The sequence below is a fragment of the Paenibacillus sp. 203 genome (assembly GCF_037027525.1).
Classification (GTDB): Bacteria; Bacillota; Bacilli; order Paenibacillales; family Paenibacillaceae; genus Paenibacillus; species Paenibacillus polymyxa_B.
Genome location: NZ_JAXCHD010000001.1, coordinates 477,344 through 499,599, shown reverse-complemented (window position 1 = coordinate 499,599; position 22,256 = coordinate 477,344). Strand labels below are relative to the sequence as shown.

Sequence of the window (22,256 nt, the reverse complement as noted above, 5' to 3'; positions counted from 1 at the left end):
TTATACCAACTAATTCATGAATTAGCTACAAGAAATACTGACTAATTTAGGATTTTGCAAAAATCCACACAACATGCAAAACAATAAAAAAGTCGCCGCCCTAATATAGGCAGCGACCACGTAATCTAGCACCTTTCAGAACACACATAATGAAGTCATCGTCTTTTATATATCCGAATCAGGTATTGTATTCTGGAAATTATATATTAAACATTAAAACGGAAATGCATAACGTCTCCGTCCTGCACTACATATTCCTTACCTTCCAGACGAAGCTGACCACGTTCCTTAGCCCCGTTCATCGAACCAGCAGCGACCAAATCGTTGTAGGATACAACCTCGGCACGAATAAATCCGCGTTCAAAATCCGTATGAATTACGCCCGCAGCACCCGGTGCCTTCGTTCCTTTGTGAATCGTCCAAGCGCGTACTTCCTGCACACCTGCTGTGAAATACGTATACAGGCCCAGCAAGCGATAAGCTGCTTTAATCAGACGGTTCAATCCGGATTCAGCTAATCCCAGCTCCTCGAGGAACATCGCCTTGTCTTCGCCTTCCAGCTCAGCAATTTCAGATTCTACCTTGGCGCTGATCGGCACCACTTCTGCATTTTCCGCCACGGCAAAATCGCGTACCTTTTGCACATATGGATTGCTATCCGCTTCCGTTACGCCATCTTCGCTAACATTAGCTGCGTAGAGTACAGGCTTCATCGTAAGCAAATGAAGATCGCGTACAATCAACCGTTCTTCATCCGACAATTCTAAGCTACGCGCAGGTTTATCAGCATACAGCGATTCCTTGATCCGCTCCAACACTTCTACTTCTTGGGTGTACTGCTTGTTGCCACCCTTCATGTTTTTGCGGGAACGTTCAATACGCTTGTCTACACTTTCGATATCCGCCAGAATCAGTTCCAAATTAATGGTCTGAATGTCGCTGATCGGGTCAATTTTGCCGTCCACATGGGTAATGTTCTCATCTTCAAAGCAACGTACCACATGTACAATCGCATCCACTTCACGAATATGAGCCAAAAACTTGTTACCCAGACCCTCGCCCTTGCTCGCACCGCGCACAAGTCCTGCAATATCAACAAATTCAAATGCCGTTGGCACCGTTTTATTCGGCACAACCAGTTCGGTCAGCTTATCCAGCCGCTCGTCTGGTACTTCAACGACGCCTACATTGGGGTCAATCGTACAAAATGGATAGTTTGCGGATTCCGCACCCGCCTGCGTTATTGCGTTAAAAAGTGTTGATTTGCCCACGTTCGGCAAGCCCACAATCCCCGCTTTTAAAGCCATAATCAGAACAACTCCCGTTTATATAAAATATGCGTTATGCCATCCGTTAGTTTACCAACCCACATTATATATGAGAACCTATACACGCGGCAAGCATACGGTTATGAAATTCAGGATATTGCTATATCCCTATTTAGATTTCTTTGCTCATCTGGATATCTGTAATCCGATAGCCCGACTTGCGATATACATGCAAAGCTCGCTCATTATGCCCAAATACATGCAAACCGATGCGTACAGCTCCCAGCCTGCGAGCCTCCTGTTCCAAAGCCTCCATCGCCTGCGTGCCTAGACCCCTCCCTTGGTATGAATCGTATACAAGAATATCCAGTAGGAAGGCTTCTTTTCCTTGCACCCCATCCGTAATATTGAACCAGATGTAGCCAGCTTCCTCCTGACTCTGCCCCCCGGCATCGGAAAACATCAACATATACAGGTGAGCATGAGGTGTGTCTAGTCTCTGTGGCAGGTATCGAGCAAAACTTTCTGCCGCACGTTCTGGTGCTTCTTCTACCGTCCATGTACCCGCTTGGATTTTCTCATCCGCGTAGTCGGCAAGCGAGCGTTGTTCAAATTGATCATATTGCTCTGCATTCATCGGAACCAATGTAATAAGTCCGCTCATCCGTTTACCTTCTTTCTTAGTCGAGTCGTATTTTTGAGTCCTTCTATTCCATCTACCCCAATACCAAACATAACCGTGCGGAGTTCCAGTTCGACCTGCTCCATACGTGCCTCCAGCGCTTCACTAGAGGCAACCGCAGAACCGAGCAAAGAACGCCCGAAGCCTGCCATGTCAGCTCCCAAAGCAAGCGCCTTCGCTGCATCGACACCGTCTCTCAGTCCACCGCTGCCGATCAGAGCACCATGTGGCTCAGCGGCTCTGACTTCCACGATACAATCAGCGGTCGAGTTGCCCCAATCCGCAAACGCCTCCGCCGCCGCACGACGCACAGGATCAGGATTGCGAAATTTCTCCACTTGGCTCCAGCTTGTCCCGCCTGCGCCAGCGACATCTATAAAGGCTGCACCCGCATCATACATTCTCGATGCCGTCTCGCCATCTATGCCCCAACCTACTTCCTTCACTCCTACAGGCACTGAAAGCTGACGACACAACTCCTCAATGCGTTGAAGCAAACCGCTAAAATCCAAATTCCCTTCAGGTTGAAAAATCTCCTGCAATCCGTTCAAATGCAGCACCAACATATCTGCTCCGGCAATTTCCACTGCACGGCGACAATCATCCACACCAAATCCGTAGTTCAGCTGCACCGCACCCAGATTGGCAAGGATCGGGATACTGGGTGCCAGACTGCGAACCGCAAAGGTTGAGGCCAGTTCTTCCCTTTCCACCGCAGCCCGTACCGAACCGACGCCCAGCGCCCAGCCGCGTCTCTCCGCTGTCTCTGCTAGTCGCTCATTAATCGCTCCTGTCTCGGCGCTGCCGCCTGTCATAGAGCTAATAAGCAGCGGTGTTCGTACAGCTCGTCCTAAAAAAGTAGTATCCAGACGAACCTCGTCAAAATGCAACTCCGGCAGAGCGCAGTGCTTAAAGGCATACCGTTCCAGCCCGCTGGTGATGCCTTGTCCGGCCACATCTTCTTGCAAACAAAGGCGGACGTGCTCAATCTTCCGTTCACCTGTCCTTGCGGCAGGCAGCAAAGAGCCGGATTTGTTAAAACCGTCAGGTGCTCCCTTTATATTATCCGTACTACTCATCTATGTCCCACCTCATCCAAAGTCACTCTGTTATTGCATCAAGTTCAAGAAGCACAAATAAGACCGTTCCCGAACACGGTAACCGATCTATTTATCGTCTCTTATATTCAATATCGTAGCCCTTAAAGTGGCTATTTTAAGATACTTTCATTGTATCATGGATGGAAAAATATATACACGATCGTGAACATTTTTTCTTACCCATGGCCATGTTCAAAATTTGCAATAAACCAGTTATTTCGGAAACTCTACAGAAAAGCCGCTCCTAATTGAACTGCCGCTTTTCTGCAAAATGCCTACTCGAAAGGACGATCCCTATTCCAGCAAGATAAAGGCCATTTACAATCTCCTCTATCCCTTCATCGAATCAGGTACAGATGAAATGCTTTCTGCTTGTTCCTTCGTACGCCCATGTCCAAATTTGAATACCAGAATACCACCGATAATGACCAATACTCCGATCAACTTGTTAAAGGTAAACGGAATCTTTTCTAATCCCAGCCATCCTAACGAATCCCACAACAGGGCCGTGCCTAATTGCGCCGTCAATACTATGGAGATCGCATAGGTCGGGCCAAGTCGCTTCATTCCTTGCACCAGACAGAACACAACACCGACACCAATCATGCCACTGAACCAGTACCACGGCTGCATATGCTGTAAAGTAAATGTATTTTTCCCTTCAAAAATAAGACTTCCGAGTAAGGAAGCCACGAACCCTGTTCCCAGCACCAATGTTGTTGTAGTCCACGATCCTGTCCGTTCATTCACCTTATTATTGAATATCGTTTGCAGACTGACCAAGGCACCTGCGATAATCGCCAATACAATTCCTAATAACATATGTTAACTCTCCCTTGATGATCCTTGATATTCTTCTGCTTTCATAAATGCCCATATTACAATGATTCATAAATATTATGTCCTGCCAGTTCACTCAAACCTTTTCTGTCCCGAATGACAATGTAGCCTTTTGTCCGTTCAACCCATCCATCTTCAATCATTTTGCGAATAACACGGTTGAGATGTCTATAGCTGGTTCCGATCAAATTCGCCACATCTACCAGACTGGATGCACGTAATTCCTCATGAAAAGCCGTATTCGATTCGTCAAAAGAAACCGATAGCAGGTAGCTCGCCAGCCTGACTTCCACCGGATACATGAGATTGAAACTGGAAAAGTCGGAGTCCAGGCAAAACTTTCGCGTGACAATATCCAATAGAAATTGCAGCAAAGGAGCATAGTCTCTGCCGTATTTGTTCATCCATTGGTGGTGAATACCGATCACATAGATCGGAGACACTGCCTCTACTGTGTTGATGACGTGACTACTCCGAATATATTCAACATCTCCTATAACCTCGATCGGTGTTTTGAAGCAAAGAATCAGGGTCTTCCCTTCTGTAGAGCTGGTATAAATCTTGACCTTGCCCTGCACCAGTATATATAGATGCTCGATGGGGTCCCCCTGTAAACAGAGCTTTTCCCCTTGCTCCAAACGATGCAACGACAAATAAGGATGTAGCGGCTCGTAGAGTATGGATTCCAACTCATGCAGCTGCAAAAAATATTTTAGCTGCTCTTGATCCTGAATTTCTCTCATTCCTAAGCTCACCTTCAATCTCTACATTCTAAGCTTTCTTTACAAGTTAAATTTCTATTTTAAAGCTTCAGAATAATTACACCCGCGATCATCATACCAATACCTATAAATTGTGGCAGCTTCATCTTTTGCTTCACTATACCGAACCATCCCTTAATATCTACCAGGAAGGTTAAACACAACTGCGCAATCAACAACGCCGAGATCGTGAACGTAACGCCAATATGTTGGATTGCCGTGACTTCACTAAATATAATAATTGCTGCAAAGGCACCGCCCCAAAGATACATCGGCTTTACCTGTTTCAGTTCAGCCACATTGCCATCCCTTGTAAACATCCAGACTAATGCTGCCAAAATAAAGCCTATTAGCTGAGTAACAGTGGCCGCCTGCCATGTACCGATATCCTGACTAATCCGTGTATTTGCTACCCCCTGTAGCGTAATACACGCTCCTCCCAGAAAAGCAAACAAGATTCCTCTCATAAATCGTTATTCTCCCCATGTAAATGACTTTTCTATATATTAAATTATAGGGCAGACTTCCTATAAAGGACATATGTCCTCAACGAATAGTAAAACATCTTCCATTTCATTTTATTTAGTATCCGCGTCAATCCTGCACACTTGCGTTAATAACTTGACAGTATCCCATCATAAAACTGCATGTTCCGGCACGATAAAATGGAATGCAGCATTCAATTGAGGAGTTGATCGTCATATGACTACACGTGATCCGCTGCATTCTGTGCCGGAATATCAAAGAAGAACTGAGAAAAAGGGTCAGGCTTTTAAAATCGCCATTCTGATGCTTATCCTCTGGCTGATTGCCGTCATGCTGTATCAGACCCATAAACCATTGCCTCCGTTCGTCTCTTATGAGAGTCAGGAGTATTCGACCCATGAGGTAAACTTCTGGACAGATTTGACCTATCCCACCGGGGATGGAAGCACTGCACAGCATGAAGGTCAAATTTTCAATCGTATGCTCGGGATCATTGATGAAGCCCAACAATTTATTGTCATCGACCTGTTTCTGTTCAATGACTATAAGCATAAAGGTCAGCACTTCCCCCAAGTCAGCGCACAAATGACCGATCATCTTATTGCCAAAAAGAAAGCTTATCCGGATATGCCTATCTTTTTCATTACAGATGAAGTCAATACCAACTATAATTCTGCCCCCAATCCTTTGTTGGAGAATATGAAGCGAGCAGGGATCCAAGTCGTGCAGACCGATGTAGACCCGTTGCGGGACTCCACCCCCATCTATTCGGCGGTGTGGCGTACCTTTTTCCAATGGTTCGGGCAGCAGGGCACAGGCTGGATTCCCAACCTGATGGCCAGTGACGGACCTGATGTTACGGCTCGCTCCTATCTTAAGCTGTTGAACGTCAAGGCCAATCACCGAAAATTGGTTGCCAACGAACAGACAGCGCTCATTTCTACAGGCAACGTGCACGACGCGAGCGCCTATCACTCCAATGTAGCGCTGGAGGTGAAGGGGCCTATCATCGGAGACATTTTACAAACAGAGCAGGCGGTGTTGGACTTTTCGGGCGGTGGGCAGCTTCCTGCCTATACACCACAGGCCGAATCCAAAGTTCCATCGAGTAAGGACAGCTATCGGATCAAATATCTAACTGAGGGCAAGGTATACACCTCAGTTCTGGATGGCATTGCGCAGACGAAGAAAGGTGACAGCATTCATATGGGCATGTTTTATTTGGCTGACCGCAAAGTATTGAACAGCCTGCTGGATGCCTCTGCCCGCGGTGTAAACATCCAACTGCTGCTGGACCCCAATCAAAACGCGTTTGGTCAGGAAAAAATCGGCATCCCCAATCGTCCGGTTGCCCAGGAGTTGTCCGATAAATCGGGCGGGAACATTCAAATTCGCTGGTATCATACCACCCATGAGCAGTTCCATACCAAACTGATTTATATCGCCAAGGCGCAAGGAGAGCATATCATTTGGGGTGGCTCTACCAATCTGACCCCCCGTAATCTGGATGATTTGAATCTGGAAAATGAGTTGTGGGTGGCCGCTCCGGCGGACAGCAAGCTGACCCGACAGGTTGCGGCCTATTTTGATAAGCTATGGAATAATCAGGGGGCTGAATACAGTTTGGATCTAGCAGCTTACGAGGATCATTCAACATTTTGGAAAGATATTATATACCGTCTACAGGATATTTTAGGCTTTACTACATTTTAACTACGGGATACTGCTGTAGCGAATTCGTTTATGCTTACAGCAGCGGTGAAAGCAGCCGCGCGAGCGATTCCATCAAACGTTTGAACAGACGTTTTTTCATGAATTCTTCACGTACAATCAGGCTGGCAGAGTGCAAATCTCGTTCGTAGTCTGTTACCATCTGCTGCACACTGTGCGTTTGAATTAACAGGGCGTTAACTTCAAAATTCAAATGAAAGCTACGCATATCCATATTGGCTGTCCCGATCGTCGCAACTTCCCCGTCAATGATGAGGAGCTTGGAGTGGAGGAACCCCTTCTCATATTCATATACCTTGACTCCAACCTCCAGTAACGACTGGAAGTACGAATGAGACGCGAGAAACGGTAGCCATTTATCCGGTTTTGCGGGAAACAGAATACGCACGTCCAACCCGGACAAGGCAGCCATCCGTAAGGCAGTCAGGATATCTTCATCCGGGATAAAATAAGGAGTGGCAATCCAGACTGATTTTCGGGCGGACGTGATCATGGAAAAAAAGAGATTTTTGAGTACTCTCCGCTCATTATCCGGGCCACTGGCAATAATCTGCACGCCTCCGTCCGTAATTGGTTCAATATTGGGAGACAGATATTCGCTATCGAGCACCGACTCACCCGTCATGTGAAGCCAATCTTGTAGAAATATAAGCTGCAACGTCCGTACAGCTTCGCCCTTCACAATCATATGCGTATCACGCCAAAAGCCGTAGGCTTTGTTGCGGCTGAGATACTCATCTCCCACATTTAGACCGCCAATTAATCCGATATTACCGTCGATGACTACAATTTTACGGTGATTACGATAGTTTACCCGGCTGGAGAAGAACAAGATCCGAGCGCCGCCGTACGCAACAACCTCTACTCCTGCATCTCTCATTTCCTTCAAAAAGGACTTCGACAACTGAATACTGCCCACCGCATCGTACATAAACCGAACCTTAACACCCGCTTTAGCCTTTTCGATCAAAATTTTCTGAATGCTGGTACCGATATCATCCGACCGGAAAATGTAATATTCCATATGGATATGATGCTGCGCCTTGCGCAGTTCTTCCAGCAAAGTGGAGAAGGTTTCATCTCCATTGTTCAGAATTTGAGTTTCTGTCGCAAAATAAATCGGGGAGCGGGCCAGTCTGCGGGCCAAACGCATCAACTGCTGCTGCTCACCTGTAAAGCAGGTCAGATCTCGTTTGACTCGCAAAGCATCCTTTTCTATGCGGTCGTAAGCCTGTTGGTCACGCAATGCCTTTTTATCATACTTGCGACGCTTGAATACATTTTGCCCAAACAGAAAATAAAGAGGAAGTCCAACGACTGGCAGCAATGCCAGCAGCAAAATCCAGGACATCGTAGTGGAGGGATTACGATTCTCCGTAAAAATAATTAGACTGATGGAGATCACTGTCAGGGTGGAAAAAATACTGATGACAGTTCCTTCATTTTTGCCGATGTAATTAAACAAGCCAAAATAATAAATAATAAACACCATAGCCGCGATCAATACGGCCAGTAAGCTTCGCCTCATAACTAACCTCACTTCCAGTGGACTGCATTTGACAAGTATTCTTCATTATATTGTACATGAGCCCCTTATTTCTTCCCACTTTTTTATTAAAATGTTGATAAAAAAAATCCAAAGAAAAGCTTTATACAAAACGCAATGATGCTGGGTTGACACTTGCTTTTTTTCGTGCAAGAATAAACTAACGAACGTTAGGTAGGTGATAATAATGGGGATGGAAGAGATTCGAAAGGCCGCTCTTTTTCAATTTGCCACCAATGGGTATGAGGGAGCCTCCTTGAGCAGTATTGCCGCTGAGGTTGGTATCCGAAAACCGTCTATATACGCGCATTTCCAAGGCAAGGAGGATCTGTTTCTACAGGTGGCTAGGTACGCTTTTCAAGAGCAGAATTTACGTATTTTCGAATACTTTACGGAACGTAAAGATCAGCCGCTTAAGCATACCCTGCATGACTTCTTGTTTTGGATGGGACAGGAATATGAGAGCAACGACTCAGCCAAGTTTATGCTTCGCTTTTCCTTCTTTCCGCCAGTATCGTTGTATCACGAGGTGCTGAATATTGTTAATCCTTTTCTGGATAAAATGGAGCGGAAATTAACTCGCCGCCTCCGGAATACACGGGATCGGGAACCCTTTGGGCATATGGAGCCAGTGGATGTGGCTTTGGCTTACATGACCCTGGTGGACGGGGTCATGGTGGAGCTCCTGTACAGTGGAAGCATCAACTACCACCGAAGACTGAACGCTGCATGGCCTATTTTTTGGCGTGGATTACGTTAACCTCACCTCATGAAGCGTGAAGCCGTCGAACTTATAAAATTTATTTTTAAGGAGAACATTCATCATGAATCGCAGTTGGATTTACGTTTTTGTTGGAGGCCTGATTGAGGTTGTATGGGTATCGGGTTTGAAGCATGCGGACTCTATACTCGCCTGGATTGTAACCGTGCTGGCCGTGGTGGCCAGCTTTTATTTAATCATGAAGGCTGCGAACCGACTGCCTGTAGGCACAGTGTATGCTGTATTCACCGGACTAGGGACAGGGGGAACAGTCGTAGGCGAAATGCTGCTATTCGGAGAACCGTTTCAATGGTCCAAAACACTATTAATCGCCCTTTTGCTGGCAGGTGTGGTCGGTCTGAAGTTAGTTACCGACCGTGATGTTCAGGAAGGGAGTGGCGCATAATGGCTTGGATTGCATTGGTTATCGCGGGGTGCTCGGAAGTGTTAGGAGTCATCGGTATGAAGGGAGTTACGGTGGGCAAAGGCTGGAAGTCCTTAGTGCTTATGGTCCTATCCTTTGTTCTTAGCTTCTCTCTACTCAGCTATGCCATGAAAAGTTTGCCTATGGGCACCTCCTATGCCGTATGGACAGGCATCGGAACGGTTGGCAGCACGATTACAGGCATGTTCTTGTACGGTGAACAAAAAAGCGTACTGCGCGTTTTATTCATCGCCATGATTCTTGCCGCAGCGTTGGGATTAAAGCTAATATCTTAGCATGAGCGAATGGCATCAAATATTGCGAATTGCTGATCTTAAAGGAGTGATGCCTTGTGATTACCACCGTAACACTTAACGCGGCTGTGGATAAAATCTACACGGTTGCAGGCTTCGGTTTGAATGCCGTCCACCGCATGGAAGGCGGCCTGACGGTACCGGGCGGCAAGGGCGTGAATGCCGCCCGCGTCATTCGCACGCTAGGTGAGCCTGTACGAGCGACCGGGTTTGCTGCCGGACACACGGGACGGCTGCTCATTGACGGGTTGAGCGCAGAAGGCGTAAGCACCGATTTCATTGAAACGGCACATGGGGAGACACGTCTCGCCATTACCGTGCTCGACCCGTCCGCGCGCACGCAGACCGAGCTGATTGAGAGCGGACCGACCGTTGGGCCGCTTGAATTAGCCGCACTGCGGCGCAAAATCGAGACCCTTGCCGAGGATTCGGCTTGGGTCGTATTCTCCGGCAGCCTGCCACCCGGCTGCCCGCCCGATCTGTACGCCGAGCTGTGCACACTGGCGAAGGCACGCGGCGCGCGGGTGGCGCTGGACGCGAGCGGTGAGGCGCTGCGCTTGGGGCTGCGCGGAAAGCCCGACCTCGTGAAGCCTAACGAGGATGAGGCTGCTCTCTTCGCGGGAATTGACGCCGCGCGCCCGGATGCCGCTGAAGCGGCGGCAGCAAAGCTGCTGGAAGCCGGAGCGCAGCTGGCCGTCATCTCGCTTGGCGCGCGCGGGGCGCTGGCGGTAACGCACGATGCGCGCTACCGCGTGAGCCTGCCAGACGCGGACATTGTCAGCGCGCTCGGCAGCGGTGACGCTATGGTCGCCGGGCTGGTCACCGGCGCAGCTACGGGGCTGGATCTCCCTGCCATGCTACGGCAGGGAGCGGCCTGCGGCACAGCGGCAGCTCTGCACGCCATGGCCGGGAAGATCGAGCTCCAGGACGTGAAGCGTCTGGAGCAGGGCATTACGGTGACGCTGTTGTAATTCAGCGTCACTTTTTTTTATTTCATCCAAGCATTCGTTTATCTTCATTTCACAAATACAGTTATTCCGAATGAGATAATTAAATTCCCCACTGATGCGAAATAAATCGGTGACTTCCTTCGCCTCTCTACAAAATTCAACCAACTCTTAATGTGGATGAAATATATCAAAAAGCCCTTGCCCACGGAGCAAGAACCTTTGTGGAACCCAATCAGCTTACACTTGGCGAACCTCCTATAGTTGTAACAAATGCATTAGTCCACAGCCCCAATGGTGAGGTTATCGAATTTATCGAGGATGTTGATTTTGATATGTCCTTATCTAGCAATAAGTAATTCTCATAGCTATTAAACGGTTCCTAAAAAACATCCGATATATTGATTATCGCTTTGTTTAAAGGAGTAGATTATCATCTCAATTGATTTCAATGTGTATTGGTTTCATTTTAGTTCCGATTTGCTGATGCCATTGTTCAGCTTGATTGGACTGCTACTCATCTATAGCACCAACCTAAGCCTCAACCGGGTTGGCAGCAAGATTAAGGTATTATACAATCCATCTAACCCTCGGGACGCCCGAATTGCAGGCGGTGTAAATGGTGCAGGCTGTCTGGCCTTTATGCTGTTTTTGATCGGTGTTCCCTTTGCTTTGAGCGGAATATTCGCTGATTGAAGTTTTTCCTTTAACTAGGCTCGGATCACATACTGGTAATAAAATTTATCGCCATATACATTGCCAGGCCTAAAATAATCAGTGCCGATATTTTGTTGAGCACAGTCCCAAACTTCCCTTCTGAATCCATACGTCCCACGAGACGCCCTGCCGTTGCCAGACCGATAAACCATATCCAAGATACGGATACGGCGGCCAGACAAAAGGCCCAGCGTTCCCCGCCGTCATATTGAAGGGAGCTGGTTCCAATTACGCCAACCGTGTCGAGTATGGCATGTGGATTCAATAGCGATACCGAAGCGGCAAAAATCATCTGGCGTTTCGGCAGCATCGCCTGACTTTCTCCCGAGGAAGCTGCCTTCGATCTCCATAAAGTCCAGGCCATATACAGCAGAAACAAACAGCCCGCCGCATAGAGTACGTTCGTGAGCCATAGAAATTGCTGCAAAATAAGAGACACGCCCCCAACCGCAAGCGTGATCAGAATTGTATCACAGACACCCGCTGTAATGACAGCAGGCAGTGCATTGCGAAACCGCGACTGGGACGCCCCCTGATTAAACACAAATACATTTTGTACCCCCAAAGGCAAAATCAATCCCAAAGCCAATAAAACGGCATGTATAATAGCTTCCAGCATAATTATATTCCCCCAAATTTAGTCCATCATATTTCTCTAGTATTGCTCTCCTAAATAGTCCTCGCGCAGGAAGCTTGTACGTTTCTAATCCTCTCGTATTTCCTTTAAATTCTTCACGTTCTGCGTGTTCTGTTGTACACTATGCTTCAACTGCTCTAACGCAAGCTCGTAGTCCCGCGGATTATTCATATTGAACGCGGCCTTATGCCACATGTCTTCACTCACCCGCGGCAAATCCTCTACCGTCGCATAACGAACGTTCAGCTTGTTCAACCAATCGGTGAGACGAAGCTGTCTATTGCGCAAACATTCCTCGGCAGACGGCAGCACGCTCCGATGGTACACAGCCAGCAACGGATGTATACGTCCATCCATAGAAGGTATTACTGCTTGCAATGTTGGTTCCGTCGTTCCATGCAACTCCGTCCATTTCTCAGTTACAACGAGCAGGTCTTGCAGCACCTCTAGCTGTATAAAAGGCATATCACAAGCGACAACCATTCCCCACTCCGTAGTAGATGCAGATAATCCCGCATGGATACCGCTTAGGGGTCCCATACCTGGAAAAACATCAGACACAGTTTCCATACCACTCAGACCATATCCTTGGTTATCACGAGTGACTACGACAACCCGCTGGGCAGCCTGCTGCAATGTAGTATACGTCTGTTCAAGCATAGTGGCTCCATTGATCTCAAGCAAAGCCTTATCCTGTCCCATTCGGCTGGAACGTCCTCCTGCGACGATAATACCAGTCACTTTCACAAATAAATCCTCCTTTTTTTTCAGAAAACAATTGAAAATATGCATATGAATTTTTGAACAAAATTTAATTATTACATAATTGTTAATTTATTGGTTTGTTAACCCTTTCAACACATGATACATTGGAATAAAGAACCTCCCCACAGATCGGCATCGATGCGCAGTTCTCTATCGGGCTAAGAAAGGAATGGCTTGTCTTGCAAAAGAGAGAAATTCAAGAGACTCCTCTATATTCCTTAAAACTGTATAATTTTTTTCTATATGGAGCTATGGTCATTTTCTCCAGCTTCTTCCCGTTGTATCTGCAAGATATCGGCATGGACAAGCTGGAGATCGGGAGTCTGATGGCCATCGGGCCTTTTGTATCCGTATTCGCGAACCCTTTTTGGGGCTATACAAGCGACCGGAGCCGTAACCTCCGACGTATTTTGCTATTTATGATTATAGGTACCTTGTTATTGCTACAAGCTTTATTTCATGTCCATACGTATATCATGATTTATGTGTCGATGATTGGTTTTTATTTTTTCCAAAGCCCTTTATTTGCGCAAAGCAACAGCCTAATTCTCAGCTATATTGAGGGCACAGACCGGAAATTTGGTGCATTCCGTATATGGGGCTCCTTCGGTTGGGCTGTGACAGCAGCAGTTGCCGGCATAGTTATTGACCAAACGGGGATATCCAGCATATCCACCATCTTTACGGTACTTCTTCTGGCTGCATTGATCTGCACCTTGTCGATTCCACCACTGAAAAGTACTGTGGAGACAGCAACCATCCATTTGCGCGGCTTTGGCAGTGTTTTAATGAACGGATACTTTATATCCTTTATTTTATTGGGCATCCTTGTATCCATCCCGAATTCGATCAACAGCGCCTTTATGTCCCTGTACATCACCGAGCTGGGTGGGTCCAAACAGATGCTTGGTTTTGCTGTTTTTATGTCATCGGTATTCGAAATTATTGTATTTTTGCTGTTTGATCGCTTCTTGAAGAAAAGAATGACCGTGATGGTCGGCTGTTTGGCACTCGTCAGTTTGCTGTTTGCCTTACGTTGGGAACTGATGGCTCTGGCCACAGACCCGATTCAGATTGTGTTCATTCAGGCACTTCATTGCGTCACCTTCGGTGGATACTTCTATGTAGGCACCCAGTTGACCGTCCTATTTACCCCTGCAGCATACCGATCATCCGGACAGGCCGTATATACCTTGACCTGGAGTGGTATATCCGGTATCGTAGCAGGTTTTGCGGGAGGATGGCTATTCCAGAACTTTGGTGGAGAAATGATGTACCATGCAGGGGTGTTCTTCGCCCTACTTGGATCTGCGGGATTCGCTATCATGTGGTATATGCTGTACAAGAACGGTTATCAGCCAGGACTGCCAGCGGGCACAAACGAATAGAAGAAGCCCCTTAACAACACTAGAGGAATGAGCTATCCTCCCTTCTGGCTCGTTAGCAAAGACAATAGAGTATCGTCAAGTCAATGATCATGTATAAAGAGTGTGCATGCGTAAAATAAAGGAGTCTGCCGACGGCAGACTCCTTTTCAACTTGGTCGCACGAAGCTACCATCTCTCCCACACTTTCCACCAGCCTATTGCTTAGGCAATTGGAAAGAGCTTTTCAACGATACAACACGGTTAAATACAGGCTGACCCGGTTGGGAAAGCTTCGGATCGACACTGAAATAACCATGACGGAAAAATTGGAACTTGTCCTGCGATTGAGCTTCTTTCATGTTCGGCTCGACATAACCATGAGCAATTTCCAAAGAGTTCGGGTTCAATTGGTCAAGGAATGTTTTTTCCGATGCATCCTCTTCAATCTCTTCCGTGTCCTCTGCGTTAATCAAAGGCTCATACAAACGGAATTCGGCAGGTACAGCCTGAGTAGCCTCTACCCAGTGGATCGTGCCTTTCACTTTACGTCCAGTAAAGCCTGATCCGCTCTTGGTTTCTATATCATAGGTACAGTGGATTTCCGTTACATTTCCGTCTGCGTCCTTAATCACATCGTTACATTTAATGAAGTAAGCATGCTTGAGACGTACTTCATTACCAGGGAACAAACGGAAGTATTTGCTCGGCGGATTTTCCATGAAGTCCTCACGCTCAATATAAATCTCACGGGAAAACGGAATTTGACGTGTACCGAGTTCCGGATTTTCAGTATTGTTTTCCGCCTCCAGCATTTCAACTTGTCCTTCAGGATAGTTTGTGATAACCACCTTCAACGGATCTATGACTGCCATGGTGCGGGGTGCCTTAAGCTTCAAATCCTCACGTACAAAATGCTCCAGTACCTGCAAATCGATGACTCCGTAGGCTTTGGAAATGCCTGTCTCATATACGAAGTTGCGGATGGCTTCCGGCGTGTAGCCGCGACGACGTAAACCGGAAATCGTCGGCATACGCGGATCATCCCAACCATCTACGTGCTTTTCATCGACCAGAAGCTTGAGCTTACGCTTGCTGGTTACGGTTTGAGCCAGGTTCAGCCGTCCAAATTCGTATTGGTGCGGTACCTTTTCCATCTCACATTCAGCTACAACCCAATCGTACAGCGGGCGCTGATCTTCGAATTCCAGCGAACAGAGCGAGTGCGTTACTCCCTCAATCGCATCTTCCAGCGGATGAGCAAAGGAGTACATTGGATAGATGCACCATGTGTCGCCTGTATTGTGATGTGCTGTGTGTGAAATGCGGTAAATAACTGGATCACGTAAATTAATGTTTCCTGAAGCCATATCAATTTTGGCACGCAGCACCTTTTCACCATTTTGGTATTTGCCTGCACGCATCTCTTCAAACAGCTTCAGATTGTCTTCCACACTGCGATCCCGATAAGGGCTATTTTGCCCTGGTTCGGTCAGTGTACCACGAGTTTCACGGATTTGGTCCGCGCTTTGGTCATCCACGTAGGCTTTACCCTTTTGAATCAGCAGGATGGCACGCTTGTACATTTCTTCGAAATAATTGGAGGCAAAATGTTTTTCCTCCCATTCATAACCGAGCCACTTCACGTCCTCCTGAATGGAGTTCACGTATTCCGTGTCTTCCTTCGCCGGATTGGTGTCGTCAAAACGCAAATTTGTGCGTCCTCCGAATTCATCTCCCAGCGAGAAATTGATCCAGATAGCTTTGGCATGTCCAATATGCAAATATCCGTTAGGTTCAGGCGGAAATCGTGTAACAACCTCCTTTACCTTACCCGTACGTAAATCCTCTTCAATAACATTTTTAATAAAATTGGGGGGAGTGATCGGCTTCTCCACGCTAATCAACCTTTCTTCCGTATAATCTGTGTAAAACCTGTTCCCTTAAATATACCCTTTCACACCGCATAACTCAATAAAATGAAAATCCTTATGCTCTCTTCAGCAAAAAAAGTGACAAGTTATGAAAAAGAGTTAACATTTTCGGCAAATAAATTCGTTATAGTGTATATATCTTTTATTTTGCCCGGAAAAGGAGACCCACCCGTGTTTAAGCTGCTCATTGTGATCCTGCTGTCTATGCTTTTGTCCTCTTCCGTCATGACTTCCGGCCATCCTTCATCGGACCCAGTGAACGAAACTGTACAATCTCAGCCGCTAGCCAGCGCTCCAGAAGACTCATCCGTCCGCTTATATGCCGTTAATCCGTCACAGGGATTATTCCAATCAGCTGTACTGGAAATCGGCCAGCAACGCCGCACATTCCGATGGTCAGGCTCGGCGGATATCTCCACCGCACCACAATTATTTTATAGGGATGTGAACGGGGATGGTGTCCGTGAAGCCGTCGTGATCCTCACGCGTGCCTCGGGAACGGGTGTCGAATTGCAGGAATTGCATATTGTTAACGCACGCACGATGGAAGAATATGCGGTCGAATCGGCAGTAGATGCTGTGTCCCAGCGCGTACATAGCTCAGTGGAGCTACGTGACCACAACCGCCAGGTTCATATTGCTGTCACGATTGACGGTGTTACACACACGATAAACCCTAAAGCATCCGTATTTTACGATGATCCAGCCCAATTTACAAAGTATCTCGATTTTAGCTCTGTCGTAATGTATGATGCTGAACAGCTTCCTCTGCAAGCCACTGTATCTGGCAGTGTATCCCCAACCGAATTTGTAGGGGATTTGGATCTGAAATATGTATACGAGCATGAACGGTTCCGGGTGGGACCTATTGAATTTGAAGCTTCCTCTCCCTTTTGACGACTCTCGCAGAATAAGGTAGCATGGGATTAAATGCTAGACTGGCTGGTTTAGCGATTTTCCGAGTGAAAGAGGGGATCAATCATGTTTACATATGCGTTGGACGAACGCACAGTCCTTCGGCCGCTCACCAAGGAGCATGTGCAGCCTCTGTTTGAGCTGATCGAAATGTCCCGTGACCGCCTGCGTCAATGGCTTCCATGGGTAGACTCTACCACGGAAATCAGCCACACAGAGCAGTTCGTGCAGGGCGCCTTGAAACAAGCCGCAGAGAACGGTAGTCTGACCGCCGGAATTTGGATAGACAACGAGCTTGCTGGCATCATCAGCTACCATGAGATCAATTGGACTCACCGCTCCGTTAGCATCGGATACTGGCTTGGACACGGGTACGAAGGACAAGGTCTAATGACCAGCGCCTGCCGCGTATTCGTTGAATATGCTTTGATGGAGCTGGACTTGCATCGGGTCGAAATCCGTTGCGCAACTACGAACCGCCGCAGCCGCGGTATTCCGGAACGTTTGGGCTTTGTGCTCGAAGGCATTGTACGCGAAGCGGAATTGCTGCCCGACGGCTACATGAACCACGCAGTGTACGGTATGCTCCAAAATGAATGGAAGCAGCTTCGGTAATATTGTATTGTACAACAACGCCGCAGACCTGATCAGGTCTGCGGCGTTGTTGGTTTAGGCCCGGGCATACAACCGAATTGCTGTCTGTAGCCTTCCGCCTATTTTAAGAAATAGGCCATTAACACATCATCTACGAATTGACCTGCTATGTAAAACTCCTCATGCAAACGTCCTTCAATCGCGAAACCGCTTTTTTCATAAAACATAAGGGCTTCCGTGTTGCATGAGAGTACACGCAAACTCAACTTACGTATGCCCTCCGCAGCTGCAATGTCCTTCATGGAGTTCATGAGGGCCGTCCCAATACCTTTGCGATGATAAGCTGGATGTACAGCTATATTTATTTCGAGTACATGACAGTTACTAGCCAACAGCGTTGGAGGACGAAATCCAATATACCCGCAGAGTACTTCCTGTTCGATGGCAACCAGTTGAGAGCCTGGAGGCGTATTGCGCAGAAACTCTCCGCGCGACTTCCAAGACAATGAAGCGGGAGCCGTGCGTTCATTCCATACCAATTCATCCAGCGCAATCAGATCAGGAGCATCCTTCATCTCCGAATGACGTATCGTCAAGGGTTGACTTGTAAACAATTCCTTTCAATCCTTCCTGTGAAGGCTTTCCTGAAGCAATAACTACAACCATCCGTCACTATTGTACCATAATCACAGCATATTACTGCACTTTTATTAGGACTTAAGAACTGGGAGCGTCCACCTTGGACGTCGTAGTATCCAAAGTATCCGAATGATGCCGGAAACGGTTCAACCAGCTATGCAGGACGAAAAACAGGATCGACAACACCGCTACGCCTGATGCCAGCCAAAGTGTAGGCGGTAACCCACCGCCATCATACAACTTCCCCATAATATAAGGCCCCATTACCCGTCCGGCTGCGCCAATGCCCCCCACAAGCCCAATGTAAAAGGGTGCACCCCGACCTCCATGATCAGACAGGAATGCTGGAACGGCAGGTGCAATCAGCATTTCTCCCAGGGTCGCCAGAACCATAGCGAATATCATTCCAGTATAGTTCTGTGTGCCCAGCATGACAATATAAGCCGCCAAATAAAATCCTCCGGCCCATGTCATTTGCGCTGAAGCGTGATGAGCGTACAGTCGTTTTATCCAAAAAATAATGGGTTGTGCGGCAAAAATAAGGATACCATTCAGTGTCCATAGTAATCCATACATCGTTTTAGGCAAGCCCTGCTCAATAATATGGGGAGACACTCCTGTATTCCAGATCGAATTCCCGAACCATAAAAAAAGCGAACCTAACCCCACAAAGAGATACAGTCTGGTATCACGAAACAGCAATCGAGCTGGTATTTCCTCTCTTTTTTTCACAGACTTACTGAGCTGCACTTCTCCCTCTTCCCGATCCACCCTGCTTAGATAAGACCAGAAGAACCCGGCAAATACCGCAGAGGTCACTCCGTTCATCACAAAGCTGAGCTGATAGGAAAGGTCAGCCAGAACGCCACTCAATCCCGTACCCACTGCAACCCCAATATTGTTAGCGACATAAATAATATTAAACAGCTCACCACGACGGTCAGCAAAACGAAAACCTACAAAGGCCTGAATCGCAGGCACAGATACGACATTAAAAAAGCCGATAAAGCCCATCATGATGACAAACGCTACCCAATGGCCACTGGTAAATGGAAGCGCGAGAAGTCCCAGCGCGTTCATCGCGAGTGAGCCAACAATCAGTTTCTTGGCTCCAATACGGTGATAGAGGGCTCCGCCCAGCACTTGACCAAAAATTCCGCCCAGAGATTGCACTAAAATCGCAATCCCTGCATCTCCCATACTACGGTTTAGCTCGTCAAACACATACATGCTAACCAACGGCCACATCAGGGAACTTCCAGCAGAATTAATCAGACTAGCAACGAGAAACACTTTCACTTCTTTCGGATAAGACTCCAACCATTTCATATCTTTTGTTTCTCCTTTTGCATCTGACGCCATAAAAGGCATTATCTCATTGACGCTTCACATTCACCACCGTTGAGAAGAAAGTAGCCCCCTGTCCCATATCCGACAGCCGATCAGAGGTTAACACATTGGCACGCTGTCTGCGTCCTTTGCCTTCCCACCATAATCCCTGACTAATCACTGTACCGGGCAGCATTAGATCAGTGACTTTCGCTTTCAGCTCATACGTCCCTCGATCATTCCATACGGTAACCGGGTCCCCATCCGCGATGTTCCTTGTCTGAGCATCCTCCGGGTGAATTTGTAGCAAGGGCTCCCGCTCCAGTCGCTGATGCTTGGGCAAGTTAGCGAAAGTAGAATTCAGAAAATTATGGTTTGGCGGTGAAATAAACATTAATGGATACCGCTCGTCCGCTTGCGGTCGATGCTCTCCGTCGTACCCTTCAATCAGCGGTACATAAGAAGGCATCGCGGGCAGACCTGCTTGTTTCATTTTTTCCGAATACAACTCAATCTTGCCTGAAGGCGTGGTTAAACGATCCAAATAAGTAGCCTTTGGCGTCATATCGAGCTTTACAAAAGGTGACTTCTTTAAGGCTTCCAAAGTTACACCGTTGAGATAAGGGTTCGTTGGATTATCAAGCGCACCTGCGATCATGTCCTCTTCACTTTCCGTAAAGGCAGCTTCGTCAAAGCCCATAGCCCGTCCGAGCAGGCTAAACAGCTCATAATTGCTTTTGCTTTCCCCGAGTGGAGCAATGACGGGTTCCTGCATCTGAACATAGTGATGCCAGTAGGATTTATATAGGTCTGTACCTTCAAAGGAAGATGCTGCAGGCAGCACAATATCGGCATAACGGGCAGTATCCGTAAGAAACAGGTCATGAACGACTGTGAACAAATCCTCTCGTCCAAATCCTTCAGTCACCCGTTCCGAATCGGGGGCTACAACTACGGGGTTACTGCAGTATACGAATAACGCCTTAATCGGCTGTTCCTTCTGTAGCAGCGCTTCTCCGATCCGGTTCATGTTGATCACCCGGGCATCCGGATTCTGTCGCAGATCAGGACGCGCCAGATTGGCGCCGTTAAACTTGCCATAAGCGCCATTAGAGCGTGACGCTCCCCCGCCGTGCTTCAGCCATTGTCCAGTGAGCGCAGGCAAGCATGTAACCGCACGTACGTTCATACCGCCATTATCATGATGCTGAAGCCCATTGCCGATATTGATATACGCTGCTCGCGCAGTTCCGTACATTTTCGCCAAACGGATGATATCCGCTTCCGGTACGCCGGTAATCCGCGAAACTCGCTCTGGTGTATATGTCTTAACATGCTCGCGCAGTTCCTCATGGCCTACCGTGTAGCGATGTAAAAACTCGTCGTCCGTCAGTCCCTGAGCGAACAGCACATTCATAACACCCAGCGCGAGCGCCGTATCCGTCCCCGGATATAACGGAATGAACCAATCCGCCCATTGCGCCGTCCGGTTGCGATGAACGTCAATAACGACCACCTTAGCACCTTTTTTACGTGCTTTCTCAGCCAAAACGACCTGATGCATGTTGGTGCTAATGACATTTCCACCCCACACAATAATGAGGTCTGCATCCTCCGTGTCCTCCGGGCTGGTGCCGCCCTTAAAACCCATAACGGACGCCCAGCCTTCATTCCCTGCTACGCTACATATCGTCTGATCCAGTTGGCTTGAACCCAGCGCATTAAAAAATCGGCGGTCCATTCCGTCCACACTCAATACGCCCATATTGCCATAAAAGCTGTAGGGGAGAATAGATTCCGGTCCGTCCATACGTATCAGCTCCTTGAACCGACCTGTAATGGTATCGACCGCCTCCTCCCAGCTAATACGTTCAAATTTTCCTTCTCCTTTGGGGCCTATACGTTTCAACGGATAGAGCACCCGATCAGGATCATATACCCGCTCCGTCATATTGCGAACTTTGTTACAAATAGCCCCTTTGGTAATAGGATGATCCGGGTTCCCAGTCACCTTGACTATCTTTCCATTTTCCTTGTGAAGCAGGAGCCCACACGTATCCGGGCAATCTAACGGGCATACAGCCGGAAAAATACCGTCCTGCTGCTCCGTCATCCGCTGCCCCCTTTGTAAGTCTTGTTGAAGCGTGGCCTCAGGAGGCGCGCTATTACGATGATCCATAGTGTTGATGCTCCTTTCCGTTACCGTTTCCAAAAATTACACTGATCTTATCATATCCACAGCTTTGGCCTATGGCAAGAGAAGGATTTTCCCACACAGCCGCTCTCCAAAACATTAAAAAAATCCGTCTGCTGCATAGAGCAAAACGGATTTTTTTAGAATCATAATTTTTTTCAACATCCTGTTTCATCATATCTTACCGAGGGTAAAAGAGATCAAGGCATTATGGGACGAGAGCACACTCATCCTCCATGCCAAATCATGGACCACTCCCAAAAAAATCCGCCATGACAGGTTTCGTTCCCCCGGGCCTGTCATGGCGGA

Annotated in this window: 21 protein-coding genes and 2 pseudogenes; 10 read left to right on the top strand and 13 right to left on the bottom strand. The window is 47.6% G+C overall.

The genetic code is table 11. The annotated features are described in order from the left end of the window. Positions 1-206 precede the first annotated feature (206 nt). The 6 genes from ychF to WA407_RS02335 form a co-directional block, all read right to left on the bottom strand. Entirely contained in the window at positions 207-1,307 is a 1,101-nt protein-coding gene (ychF, locus tag WA407_RS02360) for a redox-regulated ATPase YchF (protein WP_039271572.1), read from the bottom strand. A gap of 133 nt (positions 1,308-1,440) precedes the next feature. Next, entirely contained in the window at positions 1,441-1,932 is a 492-nt protein-coding gene (locus WA407_RS02355; RefSeq protein ID WP_235306528.1) for a GNAT family N-acetyltransferase, read from the bottom strand. Then, positions 1,929-3,029, bottom strand: a complete 1,101-nt coding sequence (fni, locus tag WA407_RS02350; protein WP_336076693.1) for a type 2 isopentenyl-diphosphate Delta-isomerase — start codon at positions 3,027-3,029, stop codon at positions 1,929-1,931. Before fni ends, WA407_RS02355 begins: the two co-directional genes overlap by 4 nt. Before the next feature lie 351 nt (positions 3,030-3,380). Continuing rightward, a complete protein-coding gene (locus tag WA407_RS02345) occupies positions 3,381-3,872 on the bottom strand; it encodes a DMT family transporter (protein WP_235306530.1) in 492 nt (163 codons plus the stop codon). Between the two features lie 56 nt (positions 3,873-3,928). Then, entirely contained in the window at positions 3,929-4,633 is a 705-nt protein-coding gene (locus tag WA407_RS02340) for a Crp/Fnr family transcriptional regulator (protein ID WP_165177763.1), read from the bottom strand. 59 nt (positions 4,634-4,692) lie between these two features. Next, positions 4,693-5,118: a DMT family transporter gene (locus tag WA407_RS02335; protein WP_039271579.1), complete on the bottom strand. Its 426-nt coding sequence runs from the start codon at positions 5,116-5,118 to the stop codon at positions 4,693-4,695. 235 nt (positions 5,119-5,353) lie between these two features. Here WA407_RS02335 and WA407_RS02330 point away from each other — a divergent pair, with 235 nt between their 5' ends. Next, positions 5,354-6,850 (top strand): phospholipase D family protein, encoded by a 1,497-nt coding sequence (locus WA407_RS02330; protein WP_336076691.1) that lies wholly within the window; start codon positions 5,354-5,356, stop codon positions 6,848-6,850. A gap of 34 nt (positions 6,851-6,884) precedes the next feature. Here WA407_RS02330 and cls read toward each other — a convergent pair whose 3' ends face one another. Next, positions 6,885-8,396, bottom strand: a complete 1,512-nt coding sequence (gene cls / locus WA407_RS02325; RefSeq protein ID WP_039271582.1) for a cardiolipin synthase — start codon at positions 8,394-8,396, stop codon at positions 6,885-6,887. 211 nt (positions 8,397-8,607) lie between these two features. Here cls and WA407_RS02320 point away from each other — a divergent pair, with 211 nt between their 5' ends. The 6 genes and pseudogenes from WA407_RS02320 (at position 8,608) to WA407_RS02295 (ending at position 11,555) form a co-directional block, all read left to right on the top strand. After that, positions 8,608-9,174, top strand: coding sequence for a TetR/AcrR family transcriptional regulator (locus tag WA407_RS02320; RefSeq protein WP_336076689.1), 567 nt, complete (start codon positions 8,608-8,610; stop codon positions 9,172-9,174). A gap of 64 nt (positions 9,175-9,238) precedes the next feature. Next, positions 9,239-9,580, top strand: coding sequence for a DMT family transporter (locus WA407_RS02315; protein ID WP_039271586.1), 342 nt, complete (start codon positions 9,239-9,241; stop codon positions 9,578-9,580). Continuing rightward, positions 9,580-9,894: a DMT family transporter gene (locus tag WA407_RS02310; RefSeq protein ID WP_013312355.1), complete on the top strand. Its 315-nt coding sequence runs from the start codon at positions 9,580-9,582 to the stop codon at positions 9,892-9,894. The genes WA407_RS02315 and WA407_RS02310 overlap by 1 nt, the downstream gene beginning before the upstream one ends. A 56-nt stretch (positions 9,895-9,950) precedes the next feature. Continuing rightward, positions 9,951-10,883, top strand: a complete 933-nt coding sequence (locus WA407_RS02305) for a 1-phosphofructokinase family hexose kinase (RefSeq protein WP_336076688.1) — start codon at positions 9,951-9,953, stop codon at positions 10,881-10,883. Between the two features lie 149 nt (positions 10,884-11,032). Then, a pseudogene (locus WA407_RS02300) lies at positions 11,033-11,218 on the top strand (VOC family protein); the annotation flags it as partial. Positions 11,219-11,312: 94 nt separating this feature from the next. Then, on the top strand, positions 11,313-11,555 hold the full coding sequence (locus tag WA407_RS02295) for a DUF3592 domain-containing protein (RefSeq protein WP_336076687.1): 243 nt from the start codon (positions 11,313-11,315) through the stop codon (positions 11,553-11,555). 25 nt (positions 11,556-11,580) lie between these two features. On the opposite strand, the gene WA407_RS02290 is transcribed toward WA407_RS02295, so the two are convergent. After that, positions 11,581-12,195: a LysE/ArgO family amino acid transporter gene (locus tag WA407_RS02290; protein ID WP_336076686.1), complete on the bottom strand. Its 615-nt coding sequence runs from the start codon at positions 12,193-12,195 to the stop codon at positions 11,581-11,583. Positions 12,196-12,279: 84 nt separating this feature from the next. Continuing rightward, positions 12,280-12,960 carry a molybdenum cofactor guanylyltransferase gene (gene mobA / locus WA407_RS02285; RefSeq protein ID WP_336076685.1) on the bottom strand — a complete coding sequence of 227 codons (681 nt, stop codon included), beginning with the start codon at positions 12,958-12,960 and terminating at the stop codon, positions 12,280-12,282. A 197-nt stretch (positions 12,961-13,157) separates the two neighbouring features. Between mobA and WA407_RS02280 the strand changes: the two are divergent. Further along, a pseudogene (locus WA407_RS02280) lies at positions 13,158-14,380 on the top strand (MFS transporter). A gap of 180 nt (positions 14,381-14,560) precedes the next feature. On the opposite strand, the gene WA407_RS02275 reads toward WA407_RS02280, so the two are convergent. Then, positions 14,561-16,240, bottom strand: a complete 1,680-nt coding sequence (locus WA407_RS02275) for a glutamine--tRNA ligase/YqeY domain fusion protein (RefSeq protein WP_336076684.1) — start codon at positions 16,238-16,240, stop codon at positions 14,561-14,563. 207 nt (positions 16,241-16,447) lie between these two features. Between WA407_RS02275 and WA407_RS02270 the strand changes: the two genes are divergently transcribed. Both WA407_RS02270 and WA407_RS02265 read left to right on the top strand, forming a co-directional pair. Next, complete coding sequence (locus tag WA407_RS02270; RefSeq protein WP_235306538.1) at positions 16,448-17,173, top strand: copper amine oxidase; 726 nt, start codon at positions 16,448-16,450, stop codon at positions 17,171-17,173. Between the two features lie 84 nt (positions 17,174-17,257). After that, positions 17,258-17,806, top strand: a complete 549-nt coding sequence (locus tag WA407_RS02265; protein ID WP_028540721.1) for a GNAT family N-acetyltransferase — start codon at positions 17,258-17,260, stop codon at positions 17,804-17,806. A 98-nt stretch (positions 17,807-17,904) separates the two neighbouring features. On the opposite strand, the gene WA407_RS02260 is transcribed toward WA407_RS02265, so the two are convergent. From WA407_RS02260 to WA407_RS02250, 3 genes are all read right to left on the bottom strand, one after another. Further along, entirely contained in the window at positions 17,905-18,399 is a 495-nt protein-coding gene (locus WA407_RS02260; protein ID WP_039271600.1) for a GNAT family N-acetyltransferase, read from the bottom strand. Between the two features lie 103 nt (positions 18,400-18,502). Beyond that, positions 18,503-19,753: an MFS transporter gene (locus WA407_RS02255; RefSeq protein WP_069290563.1), complete on the bottom strand. Its 1,251-nt coding sequence runs from the start codon at positions 19,751-19,753 to the stop codon at positions 18,503-18,505. A gap of 46 nt (positions 19,754-19,799) precedes the next feature. Beyond that, positions 19,800-21,932: a molybdopterin-containing oxidoreductase family protein gene (locus WA407_RS02250; RefSeq protein ID WP_336076683.1), complete on the bottom strand. Its 2,133-nt coding sequence runs from the start codon at positions 21,930-21,932 to the stop codon at positions 19,800-19,802. Positions 21,933-22,256: the final 324 nt, after the last annotated feature.

What these genes read in the sequence shown, in the direction of transcription:
- ychF (WP_039271572.1), bottom strand. Translation starts at nt 1,307, where the DNA reads ATGGCTTTAAAAGCGGGGATTGTGGGCTTGCCGAACGTGGGCAAATCA.
- WA407_RS02355 (WP_235306528.1), bottom strand. Translation starts at nt 1,932, where the DNA reads ATGAGCGGACTTATTACATTGGTTCCGATGAATGCAGAGCAATATGAT.
- fni (WP_336076693.1), bottom strand. Translation starts at nt 3,029, where the DNA reads ATGAGTAGTACGGATAATATAAAGGGAGCACCTGACGGTTTTAACAAA.
- WA407_RS02345 (WP_235306530.1), bottom strand. Translation starts at nt 3,872, where the DNA reads ATGTTATTAGGAATTGTATTGGCGATTATCGCAGGTGCCTTGGTCAGT.
- WA407_RS02340 (WP_165177763.1), bottom strand. Translation starts at nt 4,633, where the DNA reads ATGAGAGAAATTCAGGATCAAGAGCAGCTAAAATATTTTTTGCAGCTG.
- WA407_RS02335 (WP_039271579.1), bottom strand. Translation starts at nt 5,118, where the DNA reads ATGAGAGGAATCTTGTTTGCTTTTCTGGGAGGAGCGTGTATTACGCTA.
- WA407_RS02330 (WP_336076691.1), top strand. Translation starts at nt 5,354, where the DNA reads ATGACTACACGTGATCCGCTGCATTCTGTGCCGGAATATCAAAGAAGA.
- cls (WP_039271582.1), bottom strand. Translation starts at nt 8,396, where the DNA reads ATGAGGCGAAGCTTACTGGCCGTATTGATCGCGGCTATGGTGTTTATT.
- WA407_RS02320 (WP_336076689.1), top strand. Translation starts at nt 8,608, where the DNA reads ATGGAAGAGATTCGAAAGGCCGCTCTTTTTCAATTTGCCACCAATGGG.
- WA407_RS02315 (WP_039271586.1), top strand. Translation starts at nt 9,239, where the DNA reads ATGAATCGCAGTTGGATTTACGTTTTTGTTGGAGGCCTGATTGAGGTT.
- WA407_RS02310 (WP_013312355.1), top strand. Translation starts at nt 9,580, where the DNA reads ATGGCTTGGATTGCATTGGTTATCGCGGGGTGCTCGGAAGTGTTAGGA.
- WA407_RS02290 (WP_336076686.1), bottom strand. Translation starts at nt 12,195, where the DNA reads ATGCTGGAAGCTATTATACATGCCGTTTTATTGGCTTTGGGATTGATT.
- WA407_RS02265 (WP_028540721.1), top strand. Translation starts at nt 17,258, where the DNA reads ATGTTTACATATGCGTTGGACGAACGCACAGTCCTTCGGCCGCTCACC.
- WA407_RS02255 (WP_069290563.1), bottom strand. Translation starts at nt 19,753, where the DNA reads ATGAAATGGTTGGAGTCTTATCCGAAAGAAGTGAAAGTGTTTCTCGTT.
- WA407_RS02250 (WP_336076683.1), bottom strand. Translation starts at nt 21,932, where the DNA reads ATGGATCATCGTAATAGCGCGCCTCCTGAGGCCACGCTTCAACAAGAC.